A 13636-nucleotide genomic window follows, 5' to 3' on the forward strand; every position below is an offset into this window, starting at 1 on the left:
GCATCCACTAAGCGCGTTTTGTCTGTGCTGGCACTGCACCCTCAAATTTTAGGAACTTCCCGGTTTATCCAGAACTCATTGAAGTCTTTATAGCCTTGATAGAGCGTTGAACGGTCTACAACCGATACACCTGATGCCTGGATCTTGGCTAAGGCCGTGCTACCGGCTTGGTCATTGTCGAGATAGGCGTTGATTTGAGCGAACTGAGTAAGCAGGGGTAGGGCGACATCGAGATTACTGGTTGAGTTGAGCACAATCGTCGTGCAGTTCGGTTCGCTTACCTGGTAATAGTCCAGCGCCGTTAGGAAGTCAAAAAAACCTTCGAACACGTTGACCACTCGCTGATGTTTGCCCGCAATGGTTGTGAACCAGGAGGGGCCAATATTACGCTTGATTTCACGAACGTTTTTGTCTTTGTCGGTCCATTGGTTGCGCAGCGCAAAGCCGCCTTTGTCATTCTCAAAGCCCACGGCAAACAGGCGTTTGTAGATGGATTGATAATAGACATCACGCAGGTATTTGCGGGCTATGGGGTAGCTGATGCGACGCTGAGCACTGTAGGGGACTAAAGCCGGATTGTCGTGCAGCTTAACGGCAATGATTGATTCCTTTTCGTTCAGAGTCTTGTTGGCTACTGGGTCGTCGAAGGAAAATAGAGTTGCTGGTGGTTGGTAGGTAAATTGTTGTAGCGTTTGAATCGCGGTCACGAAATCACATTGTTCAAGTTGGCGAACCAGACGAACCAGATTCCCCCGGTCGCCCCCAAAGTCATTCCATACGTTCTTGACCGGATGCACGAAGAAGGAAGGTGTTTTCTCATCCCGCAGGGGAGACAGGTAAGCAAACTCCTGTCCGCGCTTAAGAACAGGCAGAATACCCTTACTCGCCAGGTAGTCCGTAATGGATATCTGACACAGTTGTTGAATCAGTTCTTGCGTAATCATACCACGCTGTTTGACCTTCTGGTAAAACCGAAGAACACTCCGTTTACCGAAAATGGTCATTTCCTCGAAAATGGTTAAAAGCGCAATTCTCGCATCTGGCTGTTTGACTGATCGATGGCATAGATTCTGCCACCCACAAAAAGGGCTCTGTAACTGCTAAACGGGCTGTCGTAAGCGCTGTTCGTTAACACCGAGAGATCGTAGCGAGCCGTGACCTGACCCGACGTAGTGGAATAGCGAATCAAATCATCATTGATCACCATGCTATGGGTGATGATGCGGGATTCCGGAATCAGCCGTGTGCTCGTGCCTAGCCCCAATAGCAAATCATCCGTTGACGTAACAGCAAAGGAAGGTTGTAAATCACTTTTTCTGTCGGAAACGAGCTTTGCCTCACCAAAGCGATCAGTCAAGGGATCGTAGCGAGATGCATATAGCTCCCCGTTGCCAGTTTCGTCGTACCTGGAAAAATAAGCATACGGTGTGCTGGCGACGTTGACGATTGGCCTGTAATTCGTCAGGTAGTCAATCACGTTCGTCGAGTTAACCGCCTGAAAGCTTTTCTGCTGCGCATCGAATCGGAGTATCTGCTTGCGATAGATATCGCTCAGATAGACCTGGTTATTCTGTTGATACGCGTACTTGTAAGCGGTGATATCGGGTGTGTCGGGCGTGCTGATTTTGGTCCACTGATCCAACTCCGGGTTATACTCCCACTGAAAGGTAGCGCTGTGAGACAGTATATCTTTATACAGGACATACCCTTTGTTGTTCACGCTAAACACGATAGCAGGAGAGCCATTAAAGCGGTCAGAAGGCTCAATAGTCAGGCGCTGACGGGCTACCCATTTATCCTGATCGGCATCGTACTGAAATAAGCTTCCTTCTCGTCCCAGCACATACAGCTTATCGTTGCAGGTGAAAAAATAATCGTCGTAAAGAAGTGAGGTGAATGGGACCGTCGCCCGGTTCAGTACGGTAAGAGGTTTGTAGGCTGATTTGTCGGTTTGGGGAGCCGTAAAGCGGGTAATGGCGTTCATCGGAGGACGTGGCAACCAGCTCGGTGTCTGCAAACGGGGCGTCGGTAAGTAGCGGCCATAATACACACGCCCGTTCTTGAAGATGATGTATGGCTCCAGATAGTAGCGTTGACCGGGGGATAGATTCTGAATGTTCGCCGTAAACAGGTATTGGGATGTATCGAGCGTCGCTTTAAGGCGTAGGTGTTGCGGGTTCTTGACGGATAAAACCGAATCAGTCGAAGACAGACAAAAGCCAACCTCGCGAATCTGGCTGGCACGAAGAGAGCTGTATGCCCGTCCGAATCGACAGGAAATACGCACATCGGTGTTGGCCGTCCGGGTGTAGATAGTCTGAGCGCTGATGTATAAACTGTCGGTCAGGGTCTTTACCTCGACAAGTGGAGGCTCAGGAAGTTGCTCGTCCGGAATTGGTTGTGACGGATCTACCGTAGATCGATGGCAACCGGATACCAACAGCGTAAACGTAAGTAGAAGAAAGTAAAGTCTCATGGCTCTCCTGGATAGTGGTAAACGATCGCTTATTCAGACAAGTTACTTATCCTATTAACGATTCCTGTACCTTTTTTATGGCCTGAAAACCGTGCGCAAACCGGGTCTTTTTACAACCCAGTGAGGTGAAACAGAAGCCGTGCGGTCAGATTCTCAAACCTGACCGCACGGCTTCTTTAAACGTATGGCAACGAATTTGATCAACTCCACTAATGGTTCTCTAAAGAAGACAACTGCTGTAAACTGGCCTGATGTACCTGTTGAGCCGCTAACAAATACCGATGGTAGTTGTCCCGATTTTGCTCATACCAGCGCAGTAAATTCGATTGGCTGTCTTCACTTGCGAGCGATGCTTTTAGTTCGTTAATGCGGTGTTCGGTAGTTCGGATTGTTTCTTCCAGATGGGTTATGTAGCGTTGGTGGCGCTTGGTTCGCTGGCGCGTAACACCCACTAGCCACTGTGTATGAACGGAATGCCAGTTAACGGGTTCGTTTAACACCTCCTGCCACGGACTAGCTATTTCCTGAATAGGCTCCGACGTTGCGCTGATGCCGATCAGTTCGGTCGTGTCAGGATTGTTATCGATATGGTTGATGAAGGCAATAAGCTCCGATTGCGTGTCTGGACTAACTGAATTGATGCAATGGTGAGCCACGCTGAACGAATACTGTTCGAGAATTTGATTAAATAATTGTGTATTAGGCAACACGTCGTTTGTTGAATTAGCTGGATAATAAACTAAGGCGCTGGCTCTTAAAAAACCAGAAGCGTGTCAGGAAGCGGGTAGTTCGGCCAGATGAAGCATGAGTTGTGTATGCTGATTCAATTCTTCCAGTTGTAAAGTGTGCATCGCTAGTTTGTTGAACTTTTGCTGAGCCGACAGTTGATCCGGCTCTTTCATGTCCTGAAGTAAGTCGGCCAGTTCGCTGTGCAGTCTTTCACATAAGCTCATTAACTGCCGCAGGGTGCACTGCCCGACGTACCCGGCTGCTGATGGATCTTGCGGCAGTTCACCAGTACCAGCGATGTAGTTGTTCAATAGGCTGTACTGTTGCTGGAGCGTAGAAACCTCGGCTAACCAACGGGCCAACACCTTATCCGGACTCAACTCGTTGATTGAGAGAACCTTTTTTGAGGGTTGTTTCTTCATGCTGTTCTGTGGAAGGAAATGGTACTAAATTTCTGTAAAAATTCGGCAGAAACTAGCGGTACCGGCTTATAAATTTTGATTTAATAGTCGATCTATAAAACGAATGCAGGGCTTGCCCGATTGTGCTTTTCTAGGCAAGGTGATACCCAACCGGAGGGCTTTGGCTAAGAAATAGCCGCTGGAATAACCTAAACCGGTTTAGCCCGTTATTGACGTACACACGTATACCGGACCCAAAGTGGGAGGGTAGCAGAACGAGTACATGATCGCTACAGAAACAATCAAGCAAAGGTCTTTACAAGGTATCGAAAGACTAGCCAAAGCCAGTTATATCGCGAAAGCCGTATTCTATGGGTCAATCGCCGTCTTTACCGCCAAGTTTGCCTTTGGAGAGCGTAATGCAGATCCGAGTCGCAAACAGGTGCTGGAACAATTGACCATCAGCCCCTTCGGAAAGGTTTTGATTGCCTTTATTGCGGTGGCATTGGCAGGGCATACCCTGTGGCGACTGTTCGAAATCTGGAATGATCCTTACAAAAAAGGAAACGGTCCAGGCGGGTGGCTTTACCGGCTCAATTACACCCTTAGTGCCATTACATACGGCGGTTTAGGTTTCACGGCGGTAAAGCTATTGCTGGGCAAGGGTAGCGGAGACGATAACCAGAAACAGATCTGGGTGGCCAAGCTATTGCAGATCGAAGGAGGAGATTGGCTGGTCATACTGGTTGGTAGTATTTTCATTACCTGGGCGGGTATTCAGTTCTACAAGGGCTTGTCGGGTTGTGTTTATAAAGGACTACAGCTCGAAGGCGTAAATCGTATAGGGAAAGGCTTTCTGTGGCTTTGCGGTCTGGTGGGATTCCTGACAGTGGGTAGCACATTGGCCGGAACGGGCTGGTATCTGATCAAAGGCGCTTTGGCCAAAGATCCGCACTGGGTCAAAAATATGGATGATATCATCAAGGCTGTCAAAACGCTGCCCGGCGGGTGGGGGCTTCAGTTGGGAGTTGCCACCGGATTTTTGTTAATGGGTTGCTTCATGCTGGCAATGGCTCGTTACTTTCCCGTCAAAACAATAGAATAATCGATGTATTGGGCTGAACGTCACTAAAACACAGGGTGGCCTACTCGGGTTGTAACGGGCATACATTCCCCTATCAATCCATGAAAAGCGTAATCGTAACAGTCGTGCTGGGCCTTGTTGTTAGCCTGACGCACGCGCAAAGCAAAAAGTCTGCTTCCGCCGAACCGTCTAAGTCCGTTAGTGTCGCTCAAGGCGAAGTTGCTCGCTGGGCGGGTAATTGCCTGCGTTGTAGTTTTGAAAAACGAGCCTGGGCGGCTGTCAACGGTACGTGTTATTATCCGGTAGACATGGACATGAAGCCCGGCCAGTATACCGTTTCGCGCCGGACAACGGGTGGCAAACTAGAATCGGCTCAGCTAACCGTTACGCCGAAAGAATGCCAGCAGGAAGACATCACCAACTTTCCCAAAAAAGAATATATCAATGTCTCGGCCCAGAATCAGGCACGCGCTGCCAAAGAAGCAACGGTTATTAATCCGCTGATTCGTTACAAAGAAACGGTGCGTCCGGCGGTTTTCGATCTGCCCGCTGGTAAGCCTGCCGAACCCTTGCCAAAAGGTGAAGGTAATTTCGGAGCCTGCCGAACCTTTAACGGGCAGCCTCGGGACCGGCACACGGGACAGGACTATCCAGTAAGTGCTGGTAAACCTGTACTGAGCGTTGGGAATGGCCGCGTACTGTTGGCCGCGAATCATTTTTACAGCGGTAATTCAGTTTACATCGACCACGGTAACGGGCTGATCAGCGAATACTTCCATTTAAAGAGCTATCAGGTAAAACCCAATCAAACGGTTACCAAGGGACAGAAAATTGGCCTCGTTGGTGAAACCGGACGTGTAACCGGACCTCATCTGCACTTTGGCGTGCGTTGGCACGGAGCCTGCATCAATCCGGGCTTTCTGTTGATTGACCCCGCCGATATTCCGGAAGTGAAGTAAGACTAGCAATAAAGCATCTCGCTTGGTTGCTGCTGATTTTGACAGTGATTTGAACGAATCAAGCCAATGACTGATAAGTAAATCTTCGTTATTGCCTATAAACACGAAAGCAACCTCACTCGGGGTTGCTTTCGTGTTTGTAAATAAGTGAATCAATTCGTCACTGGCGTCAGAAAGTTATTTGAATGCATCACGCAACTGCATAGCAGCAAACGCCTGAGCTTCTTCCGCCTTTTTCACGATGGCATACGTACCAAAAAACTCGTGCGTTACGCCTGTGTAAAGCCGGTAATCGACTTTAACACCTTGCGAACCAAGTTTGTCGCGTAGCTGCATTCCTTCCGTTTGTAGCGGATCGATTTCAGCCGCGATAATCGTTGTTGGGGGTAAGCCGCGCAGATCAGCAACGTCTACCAGCGAAATGTACGGTGTATCACCGTCCGCTGGGCTACGGAAATACTTGTCAACGAACCATTCCACAAGCGGGCGGCTCAAAGGCATCGCATTCGCGTACTTGTTGTACGACTCCGTAGTCAGGTCGTTGTTGGCTACCGGATAAACCGACAGAATGTGAACCGGCAACGACAAACCCCGGTCGCGGGCCATCATGCTCACCGTAACAGCCATGTTACCACCGGCACTCTCACCGGCAACCGCTACTTTAGCCGGATTGCCGCTGATGGATGCTGCGTTTTCTTTCACCCACTTGTAAGCAGCGTACGAATCTTCGTGAGCCGTCGGAAACTTGTTCTCCGGTGCCAGCCGGTAGTCAACCGAAACAACCACCGCACCCGTGTTCTGCGCCAGTGCTACCGACGACGATTCGTAAACTTCCGGACTAGCGATAACCCAGCCACCGCCGTGCATGTACACGATCACCGGAGCCGAAGAAGATGCACCAGCCGGTGTGTAAATAACGATCCGGATAGGGGTACCGCCCCAACCTGGAATCATCCGCTGGCTTATGGATACGTTGGATTTAGGGGCAACAATCTTGTTTTTGTCGAGCAGCGAATTGACAGCATCTTTCACGGAAGGTCTCATGCGGGCTTCCTGTGGCGATAGCGTGTACAAGGGTGTCGGATTCAGGCGGCCTAGTTCTTCAATGATAGCCAGCATTTGTGGGTCCATGTCGGGCGCATAAGCCGGCTTAGGCCCGTTCGATTGTATACTCTGACCGGGAAGCGGAATGCGGTGATCCTGACAGGCAGTTAAGCAAGCAACCAGCAGGACTATCAGGGATAATCCGGATAGAAAAGATTTTTTCATAAATGTAACGTTGTTCATATATCATTGGTTTTCCATAAAACGGTTTCCAATTCAGATAGTTTTGTTAATTCCAGTTTGGGATTTTTATTTTATTGGAAGGCGAAATCCGGCTCGTTCATCATGAGTAAACGGATACGGTCCTTACCCAGAATCGGCAGGGTGTTATGCGGGTTGCTTCGGCCCGCTAGTGGAGGATAAACAAAGGGGAAATTACCAAACCTTTCGTATGCTGACAAAGCTCCCGACCGTGTTGGGAAATAACTCGCCCCGATCAATGGCTACGGTTGTCAGCAGCGTAGTGCCCAGGCGACGGCTGAGTGACCATTGCGCCGAGGCCAGCGCCGAGAATTGGTGAAAGGGGTGCGGGTACGATTGATTGAACGTGCCGAAGTTGCGACTGTACGATAATCGGACCTTTAGCGATGGCCCATGCCGAAATACACCTTCCATACCGGTGTACCACGCTACAACCCGATTGTTCGGGAAAAAACTTCCGCCAAGGTTGGCAACGGGTTCGGCCAGTGTCGTGTACGGAGCGAGGAAAGGCGTTCCTATCGTTTTGCCCCGATACGTCCATCCTTCTTTGTACTGACTGTGATTAAAGTAGTTATCACCCCCCTGATAACGGGCTGTCTGATCGAATGTCGGCCCGCTTTGATTGGTTGTGCTAAGGCACTCGACCACCCACCGACGCAGCTTGAAAAAAGAACTTGCGGTCGTGTTGTGGTTCAGGAAGCGAAGTCCCGTCAGGCCATCGGGTACGTTCTGTAACGCTAGTCCGGATGCATCTTCGTAAATATGCTGGTGGTAAAGTAACCAGTTCTGATTCGTGCCAATCCATTCCAAAGCCACATCGTAACTACCGATATGATTGCCAACCCGGTTGGTTCCATCAAAGTCGGTAAAGCGGTCGTTCTGGAGGGCGTCGGGATAATGACCGATTACCATCGACAGATAATCCTGAAAGGAGGTAGGCAGGTGTCCGTTCACCGCCAGTTGCGTGCCGACCAGGTAGTCAGCGTGGCCTCCCCATTGTACCTGGTGGTTCAGGCCGCCGTAAAAGCGCATTCGCCAGCTAGGTTTTCCCAGACGCGCGTAAATGTATTTCTGGTGCAGGTAGCTGCCCTGAATGTAGCTGTTGGCGAACCATCCGTGTGCGTAGCCCGCGCGGATGGCAATCAGGTTTTTGGTAAAACCGATTGGCACAAAATCAGGCGTGTGCAATTGAATTTTAGGAAAAGGAAGCGCATTGCCCGACCAGGCCACAAAGCCCGATGTCAGCACCGTATCGCCCAGTCCGAACACCTCCATCCGGTTACCACCAACTAATTCGAGTGCACCGAAGCGCAATTTCACGTAGGCTTGCGGCAGAAGAACAGTTGGCTGATTCGGCTCTTTTTGATAACCAGCATTGGCTACCACATTGACCCCGAACCCCCAATCGAAGCGCGATTTACGGCGGGAAGCTGAATCGGGCCTGGGTCTGTAAGTTTTTTCCGCACCAAGTCGTACCGTACCGAAAGAACCGCGCAGGGGTACTGTACCGTATTGGTTGCTCCGCAGCCAGAAAGGTATCTGTGGCGTCGTTGCTACCAAGCCGCCCAACTCAGCGGAGTAGTTTATTGAACGACCTGATTGCGCCCAGGCAGGCAGGAACATGACCCAGAAAAAGCTTACTAAACGTAAACGTATCGGCATAAACAGGACTACGCGTTTGAACTACGGTGCGGTGACTCGTTGGAGTGCGATCGGCAGACGTAATATAGCTGTAAATATAGCAGGTGTTATGACCATCCGGAACGACAGAGAAAGAAGTAGGCCACCGATGTATTGAGCGGTTCATAATGGCTGATTCTCAATCAGCGCTCACCGACAACAATTCATGTTTCAGTACGATAGCAGCTGACGCGCATGATGGATTGTTTCTATAGTTATTCTGTCCAATTGGTAGGTTGGTTAAAACTAATTGTAAATGGGATAGTTGAATCGGATAGCACGTTTCAGAACACGCATTGACCAGTTACTTTTCTTTTCATGAAAGCAGCCGTTTTTCACAAAGTTGGCGACATCCGTTATGAAACAATGGATGATCCCAGAATCGAACAATCGCGGGACGTTATCCTGCGCATCACGTCAACCGCCATTTGCGGCTCCGATCTGCACATTTACGATGGTTTTTTGCCTCAGCTTCGCAATGAGGTACTTGGCCACGAGTTCATGGGTATCGTCGAAGACGTAGGCTCGGGCGTAACCAACCTTAAAAAAGGGGATCGCGTCGTTGTTCCGTTTACGATTGCCTGCGGAAAGTGTTATTTCTGTGAACATCACTTGGAAATGCACTGCGAAAATTCTAACCCCGAGTTTTACGGCCCGGACGGTGGTCTGCTGACCCAAAAAGGTGGTGGATTGTTTGGTTACTCTGACCTGTATGGTGGCTACAACGGCGGACAGGCTGAATACGTGCGTGTTCCGTACGCTGACTACGGCTTGCGCCATGTTCCGGAAGGGTTAAAGGATGAACAAGTATTATTCCTGACGGACATTTTTCCGACTGGATGGAGTTCCATCGAGTGGGGCGAACTGAAAGGAGGGGAAACCGTTGCCATTTTCGGTTCAGGACCCGTAGGGCTTATGGCTCAGAAATCGGCCTGGCTGCAAGGGGCGGGGCGGGTTATTGCTATCGACCCCCTCGAATACCGGCTGGAACGAGCCCGACGCGTCAACAAGGTCGAAACGCTGAACCCCAATGAGGTTGACGTAGTTGAAGCCATTCGCAGCATGACCGAGGGGCGCGGAGCCGACCTGTGCGTCGATGCCGTTGGTATGGAAGCCGACCGTAGCTTTCTGGAGAAAGCGAAGGCGGTGATCAACCTCGAAAAAGGAACGCCTAAAATACTGGAGCTTTGCTTTCAGGCCGTACGACGGGGTGGAATCGTATCGGTTGTTGGGGTGTACGGAACACCGTTCGACAACTTCTCTGTAGGGCGGATGTTTGACAAAGGCATTACGGTTCGTTTTGGCCAGTCGTTCGTTCACAAAAATATTGATCACCTACTAGATCTGGTGGTGCAGGGTAAGGTGGTGCTGGACGATATCGTATCGCACGTACTACCCCTGTCGGAGATCTCGCACGGCTACGACATCTTCAAGAAAAAACAGGATGACTGTACCAAGGTGATCCTGAAACCCTGATAAGTACCTTAGACTTTAATCACTCAACGATGGAAACACAACCTAATGGAAAAACGGCCCTGATAACAGGCGCATCCAGCGGTATTGGCCGCGAACTGACTCGACTCTTCGCCAAAGATGGCTACAAGCTGGTATTGATCGGTCGCGACGAAGAAAGTTTGCAACAGCAGACTTACAATCTTAAGAATCAATACGGTACGCAGGCTACAATCATTCGCAAAGATCTGGCGGACCCAAAAGCGCCTGAAGAGATCTACGCCGAAACGAGTCAGCAGGGATTGACGATTGATGTCTTGGTCAACGACGCGGGCTTCGGTCACTATGGTCTGTTTGCTACGGAAACAGATCTACAGAAAGAACTCGATGTTGTACAGGTGAATGCGGTGGCACTGATGCATCTGACCAAACTGTACTTGAAAGACATGGTCGCCCGGAACGAGGGAAAAATTCTGATGCTTGGTTCGGAAGTATCCGTTGTCCCTAACCCGATGATGGCGGTATACGGAGCAACCAAGGCGTTTATCAAATCGTTCTCCGAAGCAATTCGTAACGAGTTGAAAGATACGAACGTAACGGTTACTGTGCTCATGCCCGGTGCAACCAACACGGACTTCTTCAACAAAGCGGGGGCTGCTCATGTCAAAGGAGCCGATCCGCAAAAAACGGCCAACCCATCGGATGTTGCCAAAGAAGGTTATGAAGCACTCATGCAGGGTAAAGATCACGTCGTAGCAGGCTGGGCGAACAAAGCACGCGTAGCACTAGGTCACGTTTTGCCTGATCCGCTACTAGCGGCCCAAACACGCAAAGACATGACGCCGAAAGAGGAAGCGGAACAAGCGCAGAAAAAATCGATTGGTCTTGCGCTCGTAGTTGGCGCAGCAGTGCTTGGTGGACTGTGGTTATTATCGCAGAATAAGTCGGCGGTCCGGTCCGTTGAAGCCTACGGAAAGGGCTTACCCAAAAAGGCGCGCTTCAAAGCCAAAATGGCTGGCCGGTCGGCGCAGGACGCACTGGCATCGGTCGGCGACTCTGTCAAAGGGGCTTACCACCACGCTAAAGCAACAGTCGAAGAAGCGGTTGTATAAAGTAACCCGCGTTGAAAACTACGGCCTCCGTTTCGTTATCGCAGTTAAGATGATGAAACGGAGGCCGTAGTTTTCAACGCGGATTGGCGATTGTTGCCAATGAACTTGGCTGTCCCGTCGTCTGTGTAGACGGTGACTAGCTATTGACGATAAGTTCTTTCCATTCTTCTTCCAGCAGGCGAATTGGCGCACGCATCGGTTCGCCGGTAAACGCTTCAATGGGTAGTTTCATCCCAATCCCCGTACCCGAAGCAAAATAATCGACCCGGATCAGCTGCCAGCCGTTTCTCACCAGCAGACTAAGCATTTCGAAACAGGACTCTGGGTCGCGGTCACCGTAACTTTGCTGTCTGTGTATTCCTCGGGGATCGATACTTTCAAAATCGACTATTGACATCGGGCGCTATTGTTAAAACGCAAGCAAATGACCAGGTAGTTTGCCAGCGGCTTCCATGTACATCAATTACCTGTTGGGTTCTTTGCCGACACGGTCTAGTACCAAACACGTCACCCAAAAGCGCTTATAATGCATATAAGTACCGGCAGGTATCGCATCGGGTACATACGATAAGCCATTCCTATAACGATTTATGATGATCCGGTTATTTACTAAGTGGCATTACGCGCTAAAAGACAGGCTGAGCTAGCGGTCCAGTTCAGATTTTGTCATGTGCGTAGACCCACTAAGGCACTCAAGGCGAAATCTATTCTGACTCGGCCCGTAGCACAGTAACGGTTGCGGACCTGGTTGCCGGATTCGCCTTACCCGTTTGCACACTGTCTATTCGGATCGCTGAGCGAGGCTCAATCGATTGATTGACGGTATAGATGGCGGAGTCGAGCCAGTGGTAATGTTGATCGTAATAATCGAATCGAACCGTTATCCGACGATAACCCGTTTGAAGCGAGGTATTGGTTATCGCAAACTTGTGTTGATTGACCCGTGTATGCTGGCTTTGGTTTTGCTCTGGTTGCCAGAACACCCGGTCAATTAGCAGGTCGCGCGATGCATTTACTGCTGCGGTGCTATTCGGTTTATCCGATTGACAAGCGGATACGAATCCCAGGAGGAGTAACAAAAGTAGTCTCATGATGGTGGCTAATTAACGGCGAAGAGCCTGATTGTGCAATATCTTTCCAAACGAAATGGCATCGGAATTCAGCCACAAAGATGCATCACCTTATTTGTACTTGATAAATAGCTTATTGGTAGCAGTTGACGACAGACGTTTGATAATATAATTATTCCCCTACGATAGAACTATGCCTATGCATTATCTAAACTTGAAAAATTATCGCTAACATTGCATATCAAATAAGCCTTGCTGTAATGGCAGGCTTATTATGGTGTGGATAGAAGCAGAAAGGCCCGGCCGGTTGAGTCGGGTCGTTTCTTTTTTCACACCTTAGCTTCTACAGAAAAGTACACTTTCCTTATCGATACCAAAGCAGCACCGCCCTGCCCAACAATTCTGTTGAGCAGGGCGGTGCTGTACTATAGGTTGAGCAGGGTTTTTGGAAAAGAGAAAGGTAATTTGCTGATACGGATTACGTAGAAAGCAAGCGTATATACTTAGTTCACCAGCAGGCCCTTAACCCACTGAACAAGCGGGGCATTCGAGACGGCTGGAGCGTTGCAATATGAATTTAACAGCTGGCTGGCTTCGACCCGACTAACGGCCTGGGCCAGGGGTTCTCGGCGTAAAACCTCGTCATAGAAGTTTCGTTTAGCTTGTTGAAAACGCTTCGGTACGATGGGGTCAATGGCGTTCAGGTCGATTGTGTAATAGCGAAAATAGCTTTTTTGGCCCGTAAAAAAGTAAATCGTTTGGTACTCATCCGACGAACCGACGACCACAATTCGTTCGCATCGGCGAATTGCATCCTGAACGGCTTTGTTGACAAACTGAATACTGATGCTGGCAAATAACGATTTCTTCATGGCAGGATACAAGTTGACAATCCCTCTTCGGCTAATTCTTAATCAGACTAATCAAAGTCGTTGACCGAGGCAAAGGTTAGGTATTTTTCCTGCCGCTCCCATTCAATCTATCCGAATGCCTGAATTGCTTGGTTAAATCGCCCGTTTTGCCTGCTGAATCCGGTTCGTAACCACTAACGATTTTGTTCGGTATAGGCTGCTATCGGCTTGCTGGACCCCGTAAGGACGCTTTTGGGGCAACTTTCGTACATATACATCCGTAGTTTGCGAAAAGTCGTCGTAGCACTGGCCGACGTTGTAAAAGGGTTTGGGGGTTAGCAGGCATACCACGTTAGTGCCATCCTCCCGTAAGCCATTGCACACGCTGGCGGGGGCTGCTGGTACAGCAATTACAAACTGGGTGGGTTTCAACTGCCGTAGCGCCTGGGCAGCAACCCGCATGGTAGCGCTTGTGGCTAATCCATCGTAAATAAGAAGAATCGGTTTATTCTGTAGG

General features: G+C 49.7%; 14 protein-coding genes. 4 read left to right on the plus strand and 10 right to left on the minus strand.

Going from position 1 to position 13636, the window contains the following annotated elements; all coding sequences use genetic code 11:
* Nucleotides 1–41: 41 nt before the first annotated feature.
* From LQ777_RS08645 to LQ777_RS08660, 4 genes are all read right to left on the minus strand, one after another.
* The gene (locus LQ777_RS08645; protein WP_232562118.1) at nt 42–944 is read right to left on the minus strand and encodes a CHC2 zinc finger domain-containing protein; all 903 of its coding nucleotides are present in this window, start codon (nt 942–944) and stop codon (nt 42–44) included.
* Between the two features lie 74 nt (nt 945–1018).
* Nucleotides 1019–2476 (minus strand): Kelch repeat-containing protein, encoded by a 1458-nt coding sequence (locus tag LQ777_RS08650; RefSeq protein WP_232562119.1) that lies wholly within the window; start codon nt 2474–2476, stop codon nt 1019–1021.
* Between the two features lie 209 nt (nt 2477–2685).
* Entirely contained in the window at nt 2686–3183 is a 498-nt protein-coding gene (locus LQ777_RS08655; RefSeq protein WP_232562120.1) for a hypothetical protein, read from the minus strand.
* 66 nt (nt 3184–3249) lie between these two features.
* The gene (locus LQ777_RS08660; protein WP_232562121.1) at nt 3250–3627 is read right to left on the minus strand and encodes a hypothetical protein; all 378 of its coding nucleotides are present in this window, start codon (nt 3625–3627) and stop codon (nt 3250–3252) included.
* 262 nt (nt 3628–3889) lie between these two features.
* Between LQ777_RS08660 and LQ777_RS08665 the strand changes: the two genes are divergently transcribed.
* Together LQ777_RS08665 and LQ777_RS08670 are read left to right on the plus strand one after the other, a co-directional pair.
* A complete protein-coding gene (locus LQ777_RS08665) occupies nt 3890–4711 on the plus strand; it encodes a DUF1206 domain-containing protein (RefSeq protein ID WP_232562122.1) in 822 nt (273 codons plus the stop codon).
* An 80-nt stretch (nt 4712–4791) separates the two neighbouring features.
* The gene (locus LQ777_RS08670; RefSeq protein WP_280059685.1) at nt 4792–5649 is read left to right on the plus strand and encodes a M23 family metallopeptidase; all 858 of its coding nucleotides are present in this window, start codon (nt 4792–4794) and stop codon (nt 5647–5649) included.
* Nucleotides 5650–5826: 177 nt separating this feature from the next.
* On the opposite strand, the gene LQ777_RS08675 is transcribed toward LQ777_RS08670, so the two are convergent.
* Nucleotides 5827–6918, minus strand: a complete 1092-nt coding sequence (locus LQ777_RS08675; RefSeq protein ID WP_232562123.1) for an alpha/beta hydrolase — start codon at nt 6916–6918, stop codon at nt 5827–5829.
* 210 nt (nt 6919–7128) lie between these two features.
* Nucleotides 7129–8616, minus strand: a complete 1488-nt coding sequence (locus LQ777_RS08680) for a capsule assembly Wzi family protein (RefSeq protein ID WP_232562124.1) — start codon at nt 8614–8616, stop codon at nt 7129–7131.
* A 336-nt stretch (nt 8617–8952) separates the two neighbouring features.
* On the opposite strand from LQ777_RS08680, the gene LQ777_RS08685 reads away from it, so the two are divergent.
* Both LQ777_RS08685 and LQ777_RS08690 read left to right on the plus strand, forming a co-directional pair.
* On the plus strand, nt 8953–10110 hold the full coding sequence (locus tag LQ777_RS08685) for a zinc-dependent alcohol dehydrogenase (protein ID WP_232562125.1): 1158 nt from the start codon (nt 8953–8955) through the stop codon (nt 10108–10110).
* 29 nt (nt 10111–10139) lie between these two features.
* Entirely contained in the window at nt 10140–11198 is a 1059-nt protein-coding gene (locus LQ777_RS08690; RefSeq protein ID WP_232562126.1) for an SDR family NAD(P)-dependent oxidoreductase, read from the plus strand.
* Between the two features lie 136 nt (nt 11199–11334).
* Here the strand turns inward: LQ777_RS08690 and LQ777_RS08695 are convergent, their stop codons facing one another.
* From LQ777_RS08695 to LQ777_RS08710, 4 genes are all read right to left on the minus strand, one after another.
* Nucleotides 11335–11595, minus strand: coding sequence for a hypothetical protein (locus LQ777_RS08695; RefSeq protein WP_232562127.1), 261 nt, complete (start codon nt 11593–11595; stop codon nt 11335–11337).
* A gap of 307 nt (nt 11596–11902) precedes the next feature.
* On the minus strand, nt 11903–12289 hold the full coding sequence (locus tag LQ777_RS08700; protein WP_232562128.1) for a hypothetical protein: 387 nt from the start codon (nt 12287–12289) through the stop codon (nt 11903–11905).
* Nucleotides 12290–12771: 482 nt separating this feature from the next.
* Nucleotides 12772–13140 (minus strand): hypothetical protein, encoded by a 369-nt coding sequence (locus LQ777_RS08705; protein ID WP_232562129.1) that lies wholly within the window; start codon nt 13138–13140, stop codon nt 12772–12774.
* Nucleotides 13141–13272: 132 nt separating this feature from the next.
* Nucleotides 13273–13581, minus strand: coding sequence for a hypothetical protein (locus LQ777_RS08710; protein WP_232562130.1), 309 nt, complete (start codon nt 13579–13581; stop codon nt 13273–13275).
* Nucleotides 13582–13636 lie beyond the last annotated feature (55 nt).

This window comes from Spirosoma oryzicola (genome assembly GCF_021233055.1).
GTDB lineage: Bacteria > Bacteroidota > Bacteroidia > Cytophagales > Spirosomataceae > Spirosoma > Spirosoma oryzicola.